Annotated in this window: 21 protein-coding genes; 20 read left to right on the top strand and 1 reads right to left on the bottom strand. The window is 44.0% G+C overall.

Translation table 11 applies throughout. The features are described 5' to 3' along the window. Positions 1-2: 2 nt before the first annotated feature. From sdaAA to ftsY, 10 genes are all read left to right on the top strand, one after another. Entirely contained in the window at positions 3-905 is a 903-nt protein-coding gene (sdaAA, locus tag BTW01_RS03045; protein WP_162101560.1) for an L-serine ammonia-lyase, iron-sulfur-dependent, subunit alpha, read from the top strand. Beyond that, positions 883-2931: an ATP-dependent DNA helicase RecG gene (recG, locus tag BTW01_RS03050; RefSeq protein WP_162101561.1), complete on the top strand. Its 2049-nt coding sequence runs from the start codon at positions 883-885 to the stop codon at positions 2929-2931. The genes sdaAA and recG overlap by 23 nt, the downstream gene beginning before the upstream one ends. 108 nt (positions 2932-3039) lie before the next feature. After that, positions 3040-3606 carry a transcription factor FapR gene (gene fapR / locus BTW01_RS03055; protein ID WP_162101562.1) on the top strand — a complete coding sequence of 189 codons (567 nt, stop codon included), beginning with the start codon at positions 3040-3042 and terminating at the stop codon, positions 3604-3606. Between the two features lie 13 nt (positions 3607-3619). Further along, positions 3620-4621 (top strand): phosphate acyltransferase PlsX, encoded by a 1002-nt coding sequence (plsX, locus tag BTW01_RS03060; RefSeq protein WP_162101563.1) that lies wholly within the window; start codon positions 3620-3622, stop codon positions 4619-4621. Positions 4622-4639: 18 nt separating this feature from the next. Then, positions 4640-5593, top strand: coding sequence for an ACP S-malonyltransferase (gene fabD / locus BTW01_RS03065; RefSeq protein WP_162101564.1), 954 nt, complete (start codon positions 4640-4642; stop codon positions 5591-5593). Further along, positions 5586-6326, top strand: a complete 741-nt coding sequence (gene fabG / locus BTW01_RS03070; RefSeq protein WP_162101565.1) for a 3-oxoacyl-[acyl-carrier-protein] reductase — start codon at positions 5586-5588, stop codon at positions 6324-6326. The genes fabD and fabG overlap by 8 nt, the downstream gene beginning before the upstream one ends. Before the next feature lie 83 nt (positions 6327-6409). After that, positions 6410-6643, top strand: coding sequence for an acyl carrier protein (acpP, locus tag BTW01_RS03075; RefSeq protein ID WP_003154310.1), 234 nt, complete (start codon positions 6410-6412; stop codon positions 6641-6643). A gap of 139 nt (positions 6644-6782) precedes the next feature. After that, entirely contained in the window at positions 6783-7547 is a 765-nt protein-coding gene (gene rncS, locus BTW01_RS03080; protein WP_162101566.1) for a ribonuclease III, read from the top strand. 85 nt (positions 7548-7632) lie between these two features. Further along, positions 7633-11193 (top strand): chromosome segregation protein SMC, encoded by a 3561-nt coding sequence (gene smc / locus BTW01_RS03085; RefSeq protein WP_162101567.1) that lies wholly within the window; start codon positions 7633-7635, stop codon positions 11191-11193. A gap of 19 nt (positions 11194-11212) precedes the next feature. Then, the gene (ftsY, locus tag BTW01_RS03090; protein WP_162101568.1) at positions 11213-12202 is read left to right on the top strand and encodes a signal recognition particle-docking protein FtsY; all 990 of its coding nucleotides are present in this window, start codon (positions 11213-11215) and stop codon (positions 12200-12202) included. Positions 12203-12242: 40 nt separating this feature from the next. On the opposite strand, the gene BTW01_RS03095 is transcribed toward ftsY, so the two are convergent. Beyond that, positions 12243-12728: an Ig-like domain-containing protein gene (locus BTW01_RS03095; RefSeq protein ID WP_162101569.1), complete on the bottom strand. Its 486-nt coding sequence runs from the start codon at positions 12726-12728 to the stop codon at positions 12243-12245. 183 nt (positions 12729-12911) lie between these two features. Between BTW01_RS03095 and BTW01_RS03100 the strand changes: the two genes are divergently transcribed. The 10 genes from BTW01_RS03100 (at position 12912) to rnhB (ending at position 19300) form a co-directional block, all read left to right on the top strand. Continuing rightward, complete coding sequence (locus BTW01_RS03100; protein WP_162101570.1) at positions 12912-13244, top strand: putative DNA-binding protein; 333 nt, start codon at positions 12912-12914, stop codon at positions 13242-13244. A gap of 13 nt (positions 13245-13257) precedes the next feature. Continuing rightward, entirely contained in the window at positions 13258-14598 is a 1341-nt protein-coding gene (ffh, locus tag BTW01_RS03105; protein ID WP_162101571.1) for a signal recognition particle protein, read from the top strand. Between the two features lie 105 nt (positions 14599-14703). Beyond that, positions 14704-14976, top strand: coding sequence for a 30S ribosomal protein S16 (gene rpsP / locus BTW01_RS03110; RefSeq protein WP_024716077.1), 273 nt, complete (start codon positions 14704-14706; stop codon positions 14974-14976). After that, complete coding sequence (locus tag BTW01_RS03115; RefSeq protein ID WP_162101572.1) at positions 14976-15221, top strand: KH domain-containing protein; 246 nt, start codon at positions 14976-14978, stop codon at positions 15219-15221. The genes rpsP and BTW01_RS03115 overlap by 1 nt, the downstream gene beginning before the upstream one ends. A 119-nt stretch (positions 15222-15340) precedes the next feature. Beyond that, positions 15341-15727, top strand: a complete 387-nt coding sequence (locus BTW01_RS03120) for a YlqD family protein (RefSeq protein ID WP_162101573.1) — start codon at positions 15341-15343, stop codon at positions 15725-15727. 4 nt (positions 15728-15731) lie between these two features. Continuing rightward, positions 15732-16256 (top strand): ribosome maturation factor RimM, encoded by a 525-nt coding sequence (gene rimM / locus BTW01_RS03125; RefSeq protein ID WP_162101574.1) that lies wholly within the window; start codon positions 15732-15734, stop codon positions 16254-16256. Next, entirely contained in the window at positions 16253-16984 is a 732-nt protein-coding gene (trmD, locus tag BTW01_RS03130; RefSeq protein ID WP_162101575.1) for a tRNA (guanosine(37)-N1)-methyltransferase TrmD, read from the top strand. Before rimM ends, trmD begins: the two co-directional genes overlap by 4 nt. Before the next feature lie 139 nt (positions 16985-17123). Continuing rightward, positions 17124-17471, top strand: a complete 348-nt coding sequence (gene rplS, locus BTW01_RS03135) for a 50S ribosomal protein L19 (protein ID WP_148961839.1) — start codon at positions 17124-17126, stop codon at positions 17469-17471. 141 nt (positions 17472-17612) lie between these two features. Next, on the top strand, positions 17613-18461 hold the full coding sequence (gene ylqF / locus BTW01_RS03140; protein ID WP_162101576.1) for a ribosome biogenesis GTPase YlqF: 849 nt from the start codon (positions 17613-17615) through the stop codon (positions 18459-18461). Between the two features lie 71 nt (positions 18462-18532). Beyond that, positions 18533-19300, top strand: a complete 768-nt coding sequence (gene rnhB / locus BTW01_RS03145) for a ribonuclease HII (RefSeq protein ID WP_162101577.1) — start codon at positions 18533-18535, stop codon at positions 19298-19300. The last annotated feature ends 20 nt before the right edge of the window (positions 19301-19320 follow it).

A 19320-nucleotide genomic window follows, 5' to 3' on the forward strand; every position in this document is an offset into this window, starting at 1 on the left:
TTATGTTTCGTAATGTAAAGGAATTAATTGAGATTACTAAAGAAAAGCAAATAGCCATCTCTGAGGTTATGATTGCGCAAGAGATGGACGTAAGGGAAAAAACAAAAGAAGAGATCTTTCAGCAAATGGATCATAATCTGACTGTTATGGAAGCAGCGGTTCAGAAAGGACTGGAGGGCGTTACGAGCCAAACAGGCTTAACAGGCGGGGATGCCGTTAAATTGCAGGCTTACATCCAATCAGGAAAAAGCTTATCTGGCCCGCTGATATTAGATGCGGTCTCGAAAGCTGTTGCAACAAATGAAGTGAATGCAGCAATGGGAACGATCTGTGCGACGCCGACTGCAGGTTCTGCCGGTGTTGTGCCTGGCACGTTATTTGCTGTAAAAGAAAAGCTGAATCCAACAAGAGAACAAATGATCCGCTTTTTATTTACGGCCGGTGCTTTCGGATTTGTCGTGGCTAATAATGCAAGTATTTCCGGAGCTGCTGGAGGATGTCAGGCAGAGGTCGGATCTGCCTCAGGCATGGCGGCTGCGGCGATTGTTGAAATGGCAGGCGGGACACCACAACAAAGCGCAGAAGCTATGGCCATTACATTGAAAAATATGCTTGGCCTTGTTTGCGACCCTGTTGCAGGACTTGTTGAAGTTCCTTGTGTCAAACGGAATGCGATGGGCGCGTCAAATGCGATGATTGCTGCTGACATGGCGTTGGCAGGGATTACAAGCCGCATTCCATGCGATGAGGTTATCGATGCCATGTATAAAATTGGCCAAACGATGCCTACTGCACTTAGAGAAACAGGACAGGGCGGTTTAGCAGCAACACCGACAGGAAGAGAGTTAGAGAAAAAAATATTCGGAGGAGCGCTAGGTTCACGTGAAACAACATCAGCAAACTAGTATAGCTAACATTAAGGGTATTGGGCCGGAAACAGAAAAAACATTACACGAACTCGGTATTTATGACATTTCTGATCTTCTGAATTATTTCCCTTATCGCTATGACGACTACGAGCTGAGGGATTTAGAAGAAGTAAAGCATGATGAAAGAGTGACAGTCGAAGGGAAGGTTCATTCAGAGCCTTCTCTTACCTATTACGGAAAAAAACGAAACAGGCTGACATTCAGGGTTCTTGTCGGCCGCTATTTAATCACAGCCGTATGTTTCAACAGGCCTTATTTGAAGAAAAAGCTTTCGCTCGGCTCTGTCGTGACGGTCTCTGGTAAATGGGACAAGCACCGCCAAACCATCTCTGTTCAGGAGCTGAAAAACGGCCCGCACCAAGAGGATAAGAGCATTGAACCAGTGTATTCTGTGAAAGAAAATGTTACCGTCAAAATGATGAGGCGATTTATTCAGCAGGCGCTGACCCAATACGCAGATTCGCTTTCAGACCCTCTTCCTGAAAAGCTCAAAACAAGCTATAAGCTGCCGGACTATTATCAGGCGTTAAAAGCAATGCACCAGCCTGAAACAAGAGAAGCGTTAAAGCTTGCCAGACGCCGGTTTGTTTATGAAGAATTTTTGGTGTTTCAGTTGAAAATGCAGGCGTTCCGAAAGGCGGAAAGAGAGCAGACACAAGGGATACGGCAGCGTTTTTCAAATGAAGAACTCATGAGATTTGTCAACAGCCTCCCGTTCCCCCTCACAAACGCCCAGTCGCGCGTGCTTCGAGAGATAACAGCAGACATGTCTTCTCCATACAGAATGAACCGCCTTCTTCAAGGGGACGTTGGATCAGGGAAAACGGCAGTTGCCGCCATCGCACTTTATGCTGCAATCCTGTCCGGCTATCAGGGAGCGCTCATGGTGCCGACGGAAATTCTGGCCGAACAGCATGCTGATTCGCTCGTTTCATTATTTGAAAAGTGGGATGTCAGTGTTGCCCTTTTAACAAGCTCTGTCAAAGGGAAGCGGCGAAAGGAATTGCTTGAGCGGCTTCAGGCGGGAGAGATTGATATTCTTGTAGGAACCCACGCTTTAATTCAGGATGAGGTGGAGTTTAAGGCGCTAAGCCTTGTCATTACAGATGAGCAGCATCGATTTGGAGTTGAACAGCGTAAAAAGCTTCGGAACAAAGGGCAAGATCCCGATGTTCTCTTTATGACAGCTACTCCAATCCCACGGACGTTAGCCATCACGGTATTCGGTGAAATGGATGTATCTGTGATCGATGAAATGCCGGCGGGACGAAAACAAATCGAGACCTATTGGGTAAAGCATGACATGCTGGATCGTATTTTGACGTTCGTCGAAAAAGAATTAAAGCAGGGCAGACAGGCATATATCATCTGTCCGCTGATTGAAGAATCAGACAAGCTTGATGTGCAAAACGCCATTGACGTATACAATATGCTTTCTGATATTTTCCGAGAGAAATGGAATGTCGGCCTGATGCACGGAAAGCTGCACTCCGATGAAAAAGACCAGGTCATGAGAGAATTCAGTGCAAACCACTGTCAAATTCTCGTGTCAACCACTGTTGTTGAGGTCGGCGTAAACGTACCGAATGCAACCATTATGGTGATTTATGACGCCGACCGTTTCGGGCTGTCGCAACTCCATCAGCTGCGCGGCCGTGTCGGACGGGGCGAGCACCAATCTTTCTGCATACTGATGGCCGATCCTAAATCAGAAACAGGAAAAGAACGGATGAGAATCATGTCCGAGACCAATGACGGTTTTGAGCTGTCTGAAAAGGATCTGGAACTGAGAGGCCCAGGAGATTTCTTCGGGAAAAAACAAAGCGGAATGCCTGAATTCAAGGTGGCAGACATGGTTCATGACTACAGGGCGCTTGAAACGGCAAGACAGGATGCTGCGAATCTTGTGGCTTCTGACGCATTCTGGAAGGAGCCGGAATACGGTGCGCTGAGGGAGCACCTGCTGAAGAGCGGAGTAATGGACGGGGAAAAATTAAGCTAAGCAGCAGAAGTTTTTGGCGTTCGGCCAGAAACAATCGTTGCATTCCAAACTATGAAATTATATACTACTATTAGTACCTAGTCTTAATTGTCCGGACGGTGTTTAGATATGAGAAGAAATAAGAGAGAACGCCAGGAATTACTTCAGCAGACGATTCAAGCAACCCCTTTTATTACAGATGAGGAATTAGCGGGTAAATTCGGAGTGAGCATCCAGACGATACGTTTGGACCGCTTAGAGCTTTCCATACCGGAACTGAGAGAAAGAATTAAGAATGTGGCAGAGCAAACGCTTGAAGATGAAGTGAAATCTCTGTCACTTGATGAAGTTATCGGAGAAATTATTGACCTTGAGCTGGATGATCAGGCGATATCCATTTTAGAAATAAAACAGGAGCATGTGTTCAGCCGGAATCAGATTGCGAGAGGACACCATTTATTTGCGCAGGCAAATTCTTTGGCTGTTGCAGTCATTGATGACGAGCTGGCGCTGACTGCAAGTGCAAACATTCGCTTTACAAGACAGGTAAAGCAGGGTGAACGTGTCGTAGCGAAAGCGAAAGTGACGGCGGTCGAAAAAGAAAAAGGAAGAACGGTTGTCGAAGTGAACAGCTATGTCGGCGAAGAAATCGTTTTTTCTGGACATTTTGACATGTACCGTTCAAAACATTCATAAAGGTGGAACATGCATGAGAATAGCTGTAGATGCAATGGGAGGAGACCACGCTCCCAAAGCCGTTATTGACGGAGTTATAAAGGGTATAGAGGCATTTGATGATCTCTATATCACACTTGTCGGTGACAAAACAATGATAGAATCACATTTAACAACAACAACAGACCGCATCTCGGTGCTGCACGCAGATGAAGTGATTGAACCTACGGATGAACCGGTCCGCGCCGTGAGAAGAAAAAAGAATTCTTCTATGGTCCTTATGGCGCAGGAAGTTGCCGAAAACAGGGCTGATGCCTGCATTTCAGCGGGAAATACTGGTGCATTAATGACTGCCGGTTTGTTTATTGTCGGAAGGATTAAAGGAATTGACCGCCCGGCGCTTGCCCCGACACTTCCGACCGTTTCAGGAGACGGTTTTCTTCTCCTTGATGTCGGTGCCAATGTCGATGCCAAGCCGGAGCACCTCGTTCAATACGCCATAATGGGTTCTGTTTATTCTCAGCAAGTTCGCGGTGTCACTTCACCGAGAGTCGGGCTTTTAAATGTCGGAACTGAAGATAAAAAAGGAAACGAACTGACGAAGCAGGCTTTTCAAATGTTAAAAGAAACAGCAAATATTCATTTTATCGGAAATGTTGAAGCGAGAGATCTTTTAGATGATGTAGCGGATGTTGTAGTAACAGACGGCTTTACCGGGAATGTTACACTCAAAACGCTGGAAGGCTCTGCGTTATCTATTTTTAAAATGATGAAAGAAGCTATGATGTCTAATATTACATCAAAGCTTGCAGCCGCTGTGCTGAAGCCAAAGCTGAAAGAAATGAAAATGAAAATGGAATATTCAAATTATGGCGGAGCGAGTCTTTTTGGCTTAAAAGCGCCTGTGATCAAAGCGCACGGTTCTTCAGATTCCAATGCTGTGTTCCATGCGATTCGGCAAGCAAGAGAGATGGTCAGCCAAAATGTGGCTGAACTCATTCAGGAAGAAGTTAAAGAAGAAAAAACAGATGAATAGTCTGGAGGTTTTTACATCATGAGTAAGATTGCATTTTTATTCCCGGGTCAGGGATCACAATTTATCGGCATGGGGAAAGAGCTTTATGAACAGGAGCCTGCTGCGAAACGCCTGTTTGATGAAGCGGATGAAACATTGGAAACAAAACTCAGCTCACTGATTTTTGAAGGTGATGCAAAAGAATTAACACTTACATACAATGCGCAGCCTGCCTTGCTGACAACAAGCATTGCTGTTCTTGAGAAGTTTAAAAAATCTGGCATTACACCTGATTTCACAGCAGGGCACAGCCTTGGTGAGTATTCCGCACTGGTTGCTTCTGGGGCACTGTCTTTCAAAGATGCTGTTTATACCGTTAGAAAACGCGGAGAGTTTATGAATGAAGCGGTACCAGCTGGCGAAGGAGCTATGGCTGCGATTCTCGGCATGGATACTGAAGCCTTAAGACAAGTAACTGACAAAGTCACGGAAGAAGGCCATCTTGTTCAGCTTGCGAACCTTAACTGCCCCGGACAAATCGTTATTTCAGGAACAGCTAAAGGAGTAGAGCTTGCATCTGAACAGGCAAAAGAGAATGGTGCAAAACGCGCAATCCCTCTTGAAGTAAGCGGCCCGTTCCATTCTGAACTGATGAAGCCTGCTGCTGAAAAGCTGAAGGAAGTACTCGACTCCTGTGATGTAAAAGACGCTGACATTCCGGTCATCTCGAATGTTTCCGCTGATATGATGACTGATAAAGCAGATATTAAAGAGAAGCTGATTGAGCAGCTTTATTCACCGGTTCGTTTTGAGGAAAGCGTGAACAAGCTGATTGCAGAGGGTGTGACGACTTTTATTGAAATCGGTCCCGGAAAAGTGCTTTCAGGCCTTGTGAAAAAAGTGAACAGACGCTTAAAAACAATTGCTGTTTCAGATCCGGAAACGATTGAATTGGCAATTCAAACGCTTAAGGAGGAAAACGAAAATGCTTAATGACAAAACGGCTATTGTCACTGGCGCATCCCGCGGAATCGGCCGCTCGATCGCCCTTGACCTTGCAAAAAGCGGCGCGAACGTTGTCGTGAACTACTCTGGCAATGAAGCGAAAGCAAATGAAGTAGTTGATGAAATCAAATCAATGGGCAGAAAAGCAATTGCTGTCAAAGCGGATGTATCAAATCCAGAAGATGTACAAAACATGATAAAAGAAACGCTAGCTGCTTTTTCTGCGATTGACATTCTAGTTAATAATGCCGGAATTACAAGAGACAATCTCATCATGAGAATGAAAGAGGATGAATGGGATGATGTCATTAACATTAACTTGAAGGGTGTTTTCAACTGCACAAAAGCTGTTACAAGACAAATGATGAAGCAGCGTTCAGGCCGGATTATTAACGTGTCGTCTATCGTCGGCGTCAGCGGAAACCCTGGACAAGCCAACTACGTGGCTGCAAAAGCCGGCGTGATCGGCTTAACAAAATCTTCTGCTAAAGAGCTTGCAAGCCGCAATATTACGGTAAATGCGGTTGCACCTGGATTTATCTCAACTGATATGACAGATAAGCTTACAAAAGACGTTCAAGATGAAATGCTGAAACAAATTCCGCTCGCGCGCTTTGGCGAACCAGATGACATCAGCAGTGTTGTCACGTTCCTTGCTTCAGAAGGAGCCCGTTATATGACAGGTCAAACGCTTCATATTGACGGCGGAATGGTGATGTAAGTTTTTTCTCGAAAATTTCATCCTAGTTTCTCTAGTTTTTTAAAAACGAATCCACTATAATACTTGAGGGGAGGTGAATTGCTATGGCAGATACATTAGAGCGTGTAACGAAAATCATCGTAGATCGCCTTGGCGTTGATGAAGCAGACGTCAAACTTGAAGCTTCTTTCAAGGAGGACTTAGGTGCTGATTCCCTAGATGTAGTTGAGCTTGTTATGGAACTTGAAGACGAGTTTGATATGGAGATTTCTGACGAAGATGCTGAAAAGATTGCAACAGTCGGCGACGCTGTGAACTACATACAAAACCAGCAATAAGCTGATACTAGAAGTCCCGCCGAAAAGCGGGGCTTTAGCCCTTTATTCGTGCAGTTATTACAGCATGCCGCTTTTACGCGCGCTGTATCCGGTTTAGTCAGAGAAGCGCGGTGAACCTGATGTGCCTATGGAGGTTACTATGTCAAAACACTCACATTATAAAGATAAAAAAAAGTTCTATAAAAAAGTAGAACAGTTTAAAGAGTTTCAAGAACGGATTTCGGTTCACTTTCAAAATGAAAAGCTTTTGTATCAAGCATTTACACATTCATCTTATGTGAATGAGCATCGGAAAAAGCCGTATGAAGATAATGAAAGGCTTGAATTTTTAGGTGACGCTGTTTTGGAACTGACGATCTCCCGATTCTTATTTGCCAAGTATCCGGCAATGAGTGAAGGAGATTTGACGAAGCTGAGAGCCGCGATTGTATGCGAGCCATCTCTCGTTTCATTGGCTCACGAACTGTCATTCGGTGACCTTGTCCTGTTGGGTAAAGGTGAGGAAATGACAGGCGGAAGAAAGCGTCCCGCACTATTGGCGGATGTTTTTGAGGCATTTATCGGAGCTTTGTATCTTGACCAGGGATTAGAGCCGGTCGAAAGCTTCTTAAAAGTCTATGTGTTCCCTAAAATTAACGATGGTGCTTTTTCTCATGTGATGGATTTCAAAAGCCAGCTGCAAGAATACGTGCAGCGGGACGGCAAAGGCTCTTTGGAGTATAAAATCTCCAACGAAAAAGGACCTGCGCACAATCGTGAATTTGAAGCCATCGTATCGCTAAAAGGTGAACCACTCGGAGTCGGAAACGGCCGTTCAAAGAAAGAAGCCGAACAGCACGCTGCTCAGGAAGCCTTAGCTAAATTGCAAAAACACTATACGAGCCAACAAAATCCCCCTGTGTGATAAGGGGGATTTCAGTATGTATGCCGTCTTATTTCACCCATGTTTATGATAGAATTGAAATACTTATTACATAAGGAGGATCGCTATGTTCCTCAAACGTTTAGACGTTATAGGATTTAAATCATTTGCAGAACGGATTTCCGTAGACTTTGTTAAAGGTGTGACAGCGGTTGTCGGCCCAAATGGCAGCGGAAAAAGCAACATTACTGATGCCATTCGCTGGGTACTCGGTGAACAATCGGCACGATCTCTGCGAGGAGGCAAAATGGAAGACATCATTTTTGCCGGCAGTGATTCGAGAAAACGATTAAATCTAGCTGAAGTTACGCTTACTCTTGATAATGATGATCATTTCTTGCCGATTGACTTCCATGAGGTCAGTGTCACAAGACGTGTGTACAGATCAGGAGAAAGTGAGTTTTTAATCAACAACCAGCCGTGCCGCTTAAAAGATATTATTGATTTATTTATGGACTCTGGCTTGGGTAAAGAAGCATTTTCTATTATCAGCCAAGGAAAAGTGGAAGAGATCCTGAGCAGCAAAGCGGAGGATCGCCGCAGTATCTTTGAAGAAGCGGCCGGAGTGCTTAAATATAAAACGAGAAAGAAAAAAGCGGAAAATAAACTGTTCGAGACTCAGGACAATTTAAACCGTGTTGAAGATATATTACATGAACTTGAAGGACAGGTAGAGCCTCTTCAAATTCAAGCTTCAATTGCCAAAGACTATTTGGAGAAAAAGAAAGAGCTGGAGCATGTTGAAATTGCGCTGACCGCCTATGATATCGAAGAACTGCATGGCAAATGGTCAACGCTTAAAGAGAAAGTACAGCTTGCAAAGGAAGAAGAGCTCGCTGAATCGTCTGCAATTTCTGCGAAAGAAGCAAAGATTGAAGAGACGCGCGACAAAATTCAAGCGCTTGATGAATCAGTAAATGAACTCCAGCAAGTCTTATTGGTGACGAGTGAAGAGCTGGAAAAGCTTGAAGGCCGTAAAGAAGTCCTGAAAGAACGCAAGAAAAATGCTGTGCAGAACCAAGAACAGCTTGAAGAAGCCATTGTTCAGTTTCAGCAAAAAGAAACACTGCTGAAAGAAGAGCTTAAGAAGCAGGAAGCTGTTTTTGAAACGCTTCAGACAGAGGTCAAGCAGTTAAGAGCTCAGGTAAAAGAAAAGCAGCAGACTCTCAGCCTTCACAATGAAAATGTCGAAGAAAAAATCGAACAGCTGAAAAGCGATTACTTTGAACTGTTGAACAGCCAAGCTTCGATGCGCAATGAGCTCCAGCTGCTGGATGACCAAATGTCCCAATCCGCTGTCACATTGCAGAGGCTTGCGGACAATAATGAAAAGCACCTTCAGGAACGGCGTGATATTTCTGCGAAAAAAGCAGCATGTGAAACGGAGTTTGCCCGAATTGAGCAGGAAATTCACAGCCAAGTCGGCGCATATCGTGATATGCAGACGAAATATGAGCAGAAAAAACGTCAATACGAAAAAAATGAGTCAGCTCTGTATCAGGCATACCAATACGTTCAGCAAGCAAGATCGAAAAAGGATATGCTTGAGACGATGCAGGGTGATTTCTCCGGCTTTTATCAAGGTGTTAAAGAAGTGCTGAAAGCGAAAGAGCGCCTTAGCGGAATCCGCGGAGCGGTCCTTGAGCTGATCTCAACGGAACAGAAGTATGAAACAGCGATTGAAATTGCGCTCGGCGCTTCTGCCCAGCATGTCGTGACCGACGATGAACAGTCTGCCCGCAAAGCGATTCAATATTTAAAACAGAATTCCTTTGGCCGGGCGACATTTCTGCCTCTTTCTGTTATCAGAGACCGCCAGCTCCAAAGCAGGGATGCGGAAACAGCAGCGCAGCACTCATCATTTCTCGGAGTGGCCAGTGAGCTTGTCACTTTTGACCCTGCGTATCGCCGCATCATCCAGAACCTTCTTGGAACTGTACTGATCACAGAAGATTTAAAAGGAGCAAACGAGCTTGCGAAGCTGCTCGGGCATCGGTACCGCATTGTCACCCTTGAGGGAGATGTCGTGAATCCGGGTGGTTCAATGACAGGCGGCGCAGTTAAAAAGAAAAACAACTCGCTGCTTGGAAGAAGCAGGGAGCTTGAAGATGTGACGAAACGGCTCACTGAAATGGAAGAAAAAACAGCAGTGCTGGAACAAGAAGTCAAAACCCTTAAGCAATCCATTCACGATATGGAGAAAAAACTGGCTGACTTGAGAGAGGTCGGGGAAGGCTTACGATTAAAGCAGCAGGATGTAAAAGGCCAGCTGTACGAACTTCAAGTTGCCGAGAAAAATATCAACACCCATTTAGAGCTTTATGATCAAGAAAAATCAGCTCTGTCACAAAGCGATGAAGAAAAGAAGGCGCGCAAACGCAAGCTGGAAGAAGAGCTTTCTGCCATATCAGAAAAGATGAAACTGCTTGAAGAGGATATCGACAGACTGACCAAACAAAAACAAACGCAATCCTCAACAAAAGAGTCTCTCTCTAACGAGCTGACTGAACTAAAGATCACAGCAGCCAAAAAAGAACAGGCGTGTAAGAGTGAAGAAGACAACCTTGCCAGAGTAAAGAAAGAGCTCGCAGAAACGGGGGCTGCGCTACTTGAAGCGAAAGAAGATTTAAGCTTCTTAACGTCAGAGATGTCATCAAGCACAAGCGGTGAAGAAAAGCTGGAAGAGGCCGCAAAACATAAATTGAATGACAAAACGAAAACGATCGAATTGATTGCGTTAAGGCGCGATCAGCGCATCAAGCTTCAGCACGGACTTGATGCGTACGAGCGTGAGCTGAAAGAAATGAAACGACTGTATAAACAAAAAACTACGCTCTTAAAAGATGAAGAAGTCAAACTTGGCCGAATGGAGGTTGAGCTTGATAATTTACTTCAGTACTTGCGGGAGGAATACAGCCTGTCCTTTGAGGGCGCAAAAGAGAAATATCAGCTTGAAACTGATCCTGAAGAAGCCAGAAAACGGGTAAAGCTGATTAAACTCGCAATCGAAGAACTGGGTGCCGTAAACCTTGGAAGCATCGATGAATTTGAGAGGGTCAACGAACGGTATCAGTTTCTGTCAGAACAAAAAGAAGATTTGACAGAAGCGAAAAATACCTTGTTCCAAGTGATTGAAGAAATGGATGGAGAAATGACGAAACGCTTTAACGACACATTTATCCAAATCCGCTCACACTTTGATCAAGTGTTCCAATCCTTATTCGGAGGAGGACGAGCTGAGCTGAGGCTCACCGATCCTAACGATCTGCTTCATTCAGGTGTCGAGATTATCGCGCAGCCGCCGGGGAAAAAACTGCAAAACTTAAACCTTCTGTCAGGCGGAGAGCGTGCGCTTACGGCTATAGCGCTCTTATTCTCCATCTTAAAGGTTCGTCCTGTGCCGTTTTGTGTCCTTGACGAAGTAGAGGCTGCGCTTGATGAAGCGAATGTGTTCCGCTTTGCGCAGTATTTAAAAAAATACAGCAAAGATACCCAGTTTATCGTGATTACCCACAGAAAAGGGACAATGGAGGAAGCGGATGTGCTATATGGCGTAACCATGCAGGAATCCGGTGTTTCCAAGGTAATCTCAGTTAAGCTGGAAGAAACAAAAGAATTCGTTCAGTAACGAGGAAAGAGGTTAAAAGATGAGTTTTTTTAAAAAATTAAAAGAGAAAATCACAAAACAGACAGATTCCGTATCTGAAAAGTTTAAGGATGGCCTTGAAAAAACAAGAAACTCCTTTCAAAACAAAGTGAATGATCTTGTGTCCCGTTACCGTAAAGTGGATGAGGATTTCTTCGAAGAGCTTGAAGAGGTTCTCATTAGCGCGGATGTCGGTTTTACAACCGTTATGGAATTAATAGATGAGCTGAAAAAAGAAGTGAAACGCAGAAATATTCAAGATCCGATGGAAGTCCAGTCTGTTATTTCTGAGAAACTGGTCGAGATTTATAACAGCGGAGATGAGCAAATTTCCGGGTTGAATATCCAAGATGGGCGTTTAAATGTGATTCTTCTGGTAGGTGTAAACGGAGTCGGCAAAACGACAACGATCGGAAAGCTTGCCCATAAGCTGAAGCAAGAAGGAAAATCTGTCGTGCTCGCTGCCGGCGACACATTTAGAGCGGGAGCCATCGAACAGCTGGAAGTATGGGGAGAGCGTACAGAGGTGCCTGTCATTAAACAGGCGGCCGGTAGCGACCCTGCGGCTGTCATTTATGATGCTGTACATGCTGCGAAAGCTCGAAATGCCGATGTATTAATCTGTGATACGGCAGGGCGCCTCCAAAACAAAGTGAATCTGATGAAAGAGCTGGAAAAAGTGAAGCGAGTCATCGAAAGAGAAGTGCCTGAAGCGCCGCATGAGGTGCTGCTTGCCCTTGATGCCACAACCGGCCAAAATGCAATGGCGCAGGCGAAAGAGTTCTCTAAAGCAACAAATGTTACTGGTATCGCTTTAACAAAGCTTGACGGTACGGCAAAAGGCGGTATCGTCCTCGCGATCCGCAACGAACTTCACATCCCGGTCAAACTGGTCGGGTTAGGTGAAAAAGTTGATGATCTCCAGGAATTTAATGCTGAATCATATGTATACGGCCTCTTTTCAGATTTAGTGGAAAAAGCCGATGAATAAGAAAAAGGCTCTCCCATCTTTGGAGGGCCTTTTTCTTATGTTATCTTCTCACTTGATAGGCGAAATGATAAAGGCTGTTATCAGTGGATACCAGTCTTGAATCTCCTGAATAAACCCTGAATGGGATGATGTCATAATAATGAACGGAAACAGATGTGTAGTACGTATAGTACCCTGCAGCTGGCCCCAGGTACATCGGAACCTCAAACGCTCCATTCGCATCCGTTGTTCCTGAAGCTGTTTGTGTTTTATTTCCGACTTTCGTATCTGCTTCAAATCTTACTGGAGCGTTTGGTACTGGTTGTCCGTTTTGATCGAGTAATGTGCCGCTTATCGTAATATTGTACTTGACTCGCCAAAATTGACCTTGACCGTAATTGATTTTGCCGTAAACCCCTCCATCAGTGCTGATATTTGTAATTGAAGCCTTATAAGGCATTTCGGCAGCATTTGCTTGATGTGACGGGGCTATGAGTGTAAACGCGGCTGCCAAACACAACATAAACAATAAACTGATTTTCTTCATATAAATCCTCCTTTAAAATAAAATTATGATTCATATACAATATCGGAATAAATTGGATTTTATTTAGTTTATTCTGGAAAAAAGAACTTGTTGCTTTGACAAGATAAAAACTTGACAGTCTCAATAAAACCGTGTAAACTAAGTTATCGTAAAGGGATTTGACTTAACAAAGGGGAGAGCTCAATGTCACTCGAAAAGACAACGAGAATGAACTATCTGTTTGATTTTTACCAGTCGTTGTTGACGTCAAAGCAGAAGAGCTATATGTCGCTTTATTATTTGGACGATTTCTCCCTAGGCGAAATAGCCGAAGAATATGAGGTTTCAAGGCAAGCTGTTTATGATAACATCAAACGAACAGAAGCAATGCTTGAACAATATGAAGAAAAGCTGCTCCTTTTGAAAAAGTTTCAGGAGCGTAAAGAGATGTTTAATAAGCTGAAGGAGCTTGCTTCCGGTTCAAAAGACGAGGAAGAAATTGCAGCTCTGATTGAAGCGCTTGAGAAATTAGATTAGGAGGCGGCAAACTATGGCATTTGAAGGATTAGCCGACCGACTGCAGCAGACGATTTCTAAAATTCGCGGAAAAGGGAAAGTCAGCGAACAAGATGTGAAAGAGATGATGCGTGAGGTTCGTCTTGCGCTGCTTGAGGCTGACGTTAACTTTAAAGTAGTCAAGGATTTTGTCAAAAAAGTAAGTGAACGCGCTGTAGGCCAAGACGTCATGAAAAGTCTGACGCCCGGCCAGCAGGTCATTAAAGTGGTAAAAGAGGAACTGACTGAGCTGATGGGCGGCGAAGAGAGCAAAATCGCCGTCGCAAATAAGCCGCCGACTGTTATTATGATGGTTGGTCTCCAAGGTGCTGGTAAAACGACAACAACCGGTAAGCTGGCGAATCTGCTGCGTAAAAAGCATAATCGCAAACCGATGCTGGTTGCTGCCGATATTTACCGTCCTGCTGCTATTAAGCAGCTGGAAACACTCGGAAAACAGCTTGATATGCCTGTTTTCTCTCTTGGTGATCAGGTCAGCCCTGTAGAAATAGCCAAACAGGCTATTGAAAAAGCCAAGGAAGAACATTATGACTATGTCATTTTGGATACGGCAGGCCGCTTGCATATTGACCATGAGCTGATGGACGAACTGACCAACGTAAAAGAAATCGCAAATCCGGAAGAAATTTTCCTTGTTGTCGATTCAATGACCGGTCAGGATGCTGTGAATGTTGCCAAAAGCTTTAATGAACAGCTCGGTTTAACCGGTGTTGTGTTAACTAAGCTTGATGGAGACACACGCGGCGGTGCTGCGCTTTCTATTCGTGCGGTCACAAACACGCCGATTAAGTTCGCTGGTTTAGGCGAAAAGCTTGATGCATTAGAAGCGTTCCATCCTGAACGTATGGCTTCAAGGATTCTTGGCATGGGCGATGTGCTGACATTGATTGAAAAAGCGCAGGCCAGCGTCGATGAAGACAAAGCCAAAGAGCTGGAACAAAAAATGAGGACGATGAGCTTCACATTGGACGATTTTTTGGAGCAGCTTGGGCAGGTTAGAAACATGGGGCCGCTTGATGAGCTTCTGCAAATGATGCCAGGTGCAGGCAAAATGAAAGGTTTGAAAAACATTCAAGTTGATGAAAAACAGCTGAATCATGTAGAAGCGATCATTAAATCAATGACTGTTCTTGAAAAAGAACAGCCCGATGTTATCAATGCCAGCCGGCGAAAACGGATTGCGAAAGGAAGCGGGACATCCGTGCAGGAAGTCAACCGTCTGCTTAAGCAGTTTGATGAAATGAAAAAAATGATGAAGCAGATGACAAACATGTCAAAAGGTAAGAAAAAAGGGTTTAAGCTACCTTTTATGTAATCGGTTATACATGATAAAACCGTTGTTAAGAAAAAACACTTTACAAACACTTTTATCATTGTTAATATACTATCTTGTTGAAATATTTTCGGAGGTGCTAGTAAAATGGCAGTAAAAATTCGTTTAAAACGTATGGGAGCAAAAAAATCTCCTTTCTATCGTATTGTTGTAGCAGATTCTCGTTCACCACGTGATGGCCGTTTCATTGAAACAGTCGGAACTTACAACCCGGTTGTAAAACCAGCGGAAGTGAAAATCGACGAAGAGCTTGCTCTTAAATGGCTTCAAACTGGAGCGAAACCATCTGATACAGTTCGCAACTTGTTCTCTAGCCAAGGAATCATGGAAAAATTCCACAACGCTAAACAAGGCAAGTAATGACTGATCAACACTTGGAAGATTTGATTGTCGAAATTGTGTCGCCGCTTGTTGATCATCCAGATGACATTCGCGTCATAAGAGAAGAAACCGATCAAAAGATTGCGCTGCGCTTATCTGTCCATAAGTCAGATACCGGTAAAGTTATCGGAAAGCAAGGCCGGACTGCAAAAGCGATTCGAACAGCTGTATTTGCAGCTGGCGCACAGTCTTCTAAGAAAGTTCAACTTGAGATATTTGACTAAAAGGGAGAGGGCCGGCACCTCCCCTTTTTTTACACGCAAAAAAAGGGTAAACTGATAGAAGCTTAGGTAAAATAGAAAAGCCTGAACCAAAAAGTTTTAAAAGCGGGGAGCTTGGTGCGATGCAAATTATTCACCGTGTAGCCGTTATGCAAGTTTTAACCGAACACAGTAAAGAAAAGCTTTTAGCTTCTTTTGCCGAAAAGAAACAAATGCTTGAACAAGAATGCAGCCAGCTCTATTTTCAGCTTAGAAAACATGAGAAAGAACAGCAAAACCCAGATATGATTAAACAATTTAAAAAGGCAATAGAAAAACGAAAAGATCATATAAAAATAATCGATTTTCAAATTGCTCAAGTACATACATTGCCGCTCGGCAGTGAGATGAAAGAAAAGGAAGTCGATGCGCTGCTGACAATTGAAGCCGGAGATAATTGGCATGAGAAGACAGCGGCAAACACCATCGTCATAAAAGACGGAAAAGTAATTGAAATTCGCCAGAGGTGATCATATGACAAAGCGATGGTTTAATGTAGGCAAAATCGTAAATACCCATGGAATCAAAGGCGAAGTACGAGTGATTTCGAAAACAGATTTTGCTGAAGAACGGTACAAACCGGGTAACACGCTGTATTTGTTTATGGACGGACGTAACGAACCGGTTGAAGTAACGGTAAACACCCACAGGCTGCATAAGCAATTTCATTTGTTGCAATTTAAAGAACGGCAAGGCCTGAATGAAGTAGAAGAACTGAAAAATGCAACCATTAAAGTTCCTGAAGAAGATTTAGGAGAGCTGAATGAAGGAGAATTTTACTTCCACGAAATCATTGGGTGCGAAGTATTTACCGGAGACGGCGAACGCATCGGAAAGATCAAAGAAATATTGACGCCTGGAGCTAATGATGTATGGGTCATCTCGCGAAAAGGGAAAAAAGATGCGCTGATTCCTTACATTGAATCAGTAGTCAAACATATCAATGTCAGCGAAAAGAAAATTGAGATTGAACTCATGGAAGGGTTAATAGACGAATGAAAATCGACTTTTTAACGCTGTTTCCCGACATGTTTGAAGGTGTGCTCGGTTCATCGATTCTCCAAAAAGCTCAAGAAAAAGATGCAGTGCAGTTTCAGATCGTAAATTTCCGGGCGTATTCTGATAACAAGCACAATACTGTTGATGATTATCCTTACGGCGGCGGGGCAGGCATGGTTCTTAAGCCGCAGCCTGTTTTTGATGCGGTCGAGGACCTGACATCAAAGGTAGCCGCTCCTCCGCGTATCATCCTCGTATGCCCGCAAGGTGAGCGTTTCACTCAAAAAAAAGCTGAACAATTAGCAAAAGAAGAGCATTTGCTGTTCATTTGCGGCCATTATGAAGGCTATGATGAACGTATTCGTGAGCATCTTGTGACAGATGAAATATCTATTGGCGATTTTGTTCTGACAGGAGGCGAGCTTCCTGCAATGATGATTGCAGACAGTGTCGTCAGATTGCTTCCGGGTGTGCTTGGCAAGGAAGCCTCTCATATTGAGGATTCGTTCAGCACAGGCCTTTTAGAGCACCCGCATTATACAAGGCCGGCAGATTACAAAGGTTTAAAAGTGCCTGAAACACTTCTGTCAGGAAACCATGCGAAAATTAAAGAATGGCGAAATAAAGAATCGATCAGAAGAACCTATATAAGACGTCCGGATCTTTTGAAAGACTACCCGCTTACAGAGCAACAGAGAAAATGGATTTCTGAATGGGAAAAAGAATAGATTTTATTGCAGAAGATATAAAATTGTGATAAGATACTACTTGTGGCTTAAGCGGGCTTATCCGCTGAAAGCTTGAAAACGATGTTCCGCTGTGCCGGGTTTTGTGGCCAAGAGCATCTGTTGGAAGGAGTTGAAAACGATGCAAAAACTAATTGAAGATATCACAAAAGAACAACTTCGCACTGATCTTCCTGCGTTCCGTCCTGGTGACACTTTACGTGTACACGTTAAAGTTGTTGAGGGAAACCGTGAGCGTGTTCAGATCTTTGAAGGTGTTGTGATCAAGCGTCGTGGTGGTGGAATCAGCGAAACATTCACAGTTCGTAAGATTTCTTACGGTGTTGGCGTTGAACGTACTTTCCCTGTACACACACCAAAAATCGCGAAAATCGAAGTTGTACGTTACGGTAAAGTACGCCGTGCTAAACTTTACTACTTGCGTGAACTTCGCGGAAAAGCGGCTCGTATTAAAGAGATCAGACGATAATGATAACGAACGAAAAGAGCTTGTTACCTGTAACAAGCTCTTTTTTTATACAGAATTTGAAAATGCCGGACAGGCATCGTAAAATACATAAGGACAACTAGAATCTAGCGTAATGAAGAGATAAAGGCGGTGTTGTGTCACATGACAATTCAATGGTTCCCGGGCCATATGGCAAAGGCGAGAAGGGAAGTAACCGAAAAATTAAAATTAATTGATATTGTATATGAATTGGTAGATGCCAGAATCCCAATGTCATCAAGAAACCCAATGATTGAAGATATTCTAAAAAATAAGCCGCGAATTATGCTGTTAAACAAAGCAGACAAAGCAGATGCGGCAGTTACACAACAGTGGAAAGAGCACTTTGAGAAAGATGGGATCCGCTCTTTATCCATTAACTCTGTAAACGGGCAAGGCCTAAATCAAATTGTGCCGGCGTCAAAAGAGATTCTCCAAGAAAAATTTGATCGGATGAGGGCAAAAGGTGTGAAGCCGAGAGCAATTCGCGCCTTGATTATCGGCATTCCAAACGTCGGAAAATCCACGCTTATCAACCGGCTGGCAAAGAAAAACATAGCCAAAACGGGAGACAGACCAGGTATTACGACATCTCAGCAGTGGGTGAAGGTCGGGAAAGAATTAGAGCTCTTAGATACACCAGGGATTTTATGGCCAAAATTTGAGGACGAGCTTGTCGGCTTGCGGCTGGCAGTCACCGGGGCGATTAAAGACTCGATTATCAACCTGCAGGACGTGGCCGTGTTTGGTCTTCGTTTTCTCGAAGAATATTATCCTGAACGGCTGAAAGAGCGCTACAGCCTTGATGAGATACCAGAGGACATCGCGGAGCTGTTTGATGCAATTGGCGAAAAGCGCGGCTGTCTCATGAGCGGCGGGCTCATTAACTACGATAAAACGACTGAGGTCATCATTCGCGATATCCGCACTGAAAAGTTCGGCAGGCTGTCATTTGAACAGCCGACTATGTAAAGGCGCGCAGAAATGCGGGTCTTTATTTTTTCCTGACAAGAACCGATACATACAGTAAGGGAGAAGAGAAAGTGAATACATTAACCGTAAAGGACATTAAAGACCGTTTGCAGCAAGTGAGGGATGAACAAGACCCGTTTCTTGCACAGTGCGAAAACGATCCGAGAAAAAGCGTTCAAACGCTTGTAGAGCAATGGCTGAAAAAGCAGGCGAAAGAAAAAGTGCTGAAAGAACAATGGGTGAATATGACTTCCTATGAAAGGATGGCAAGAAACAAAGGGTTTCGCTTAATTGCGGGTGTTGACGAGGTCGGCCGGGGGCCGTTGGCAGGACCAGTTGTCGCAAGCGCCGTCATCCTTCCAGAGGAATGTGAAATACTTGGACTGACAGACTCCAAAAAGCTTTCAGAAAAAAAGCGTGAGGAATATTACGAGCTTATTATGGAAAAAGCGCTGGCAGTCGGGATAGGAATTGTAGAAGCTCCAGTTATTGATGAAATCAATATATATGAAGCTTCGAAGATGGCAATGGTGAAAGCGATACACGATTTGTCAGAAACACCCGATTATTTGCTTGTTGATGCTATGACGCTGCCGCTTGACACACATCAATCGTCAATTATAAAAGGCGATGCCAAAAGCGTGTCCATTGCAGCAGGTGCGTGTATCGCGAAAGTGACGAGAGACCGAATGATGAGCGTTTATGCCGAAACATATCCCATGTATGGATTCGAAAAAAACAAAGGCTATGGGACAAAAGAACATTTGGAAGCTCTTGCTGCATACGGTCCAACTGAATTGCACCGCAAAACTTTCGCTCCTGTTCAATCGTTCAGATAAAACTATGGACAAGGAGGCAC

The sequence above is a fragment of the Bacillus sp. SKDU12 genome (assembly GCF_010093085.1).
Classification (GTDB): Bacteria; Bacillota; Bacilli; order Bacillales; family Bacillaceae; genus Bacillus; species Bacillus mexicanus.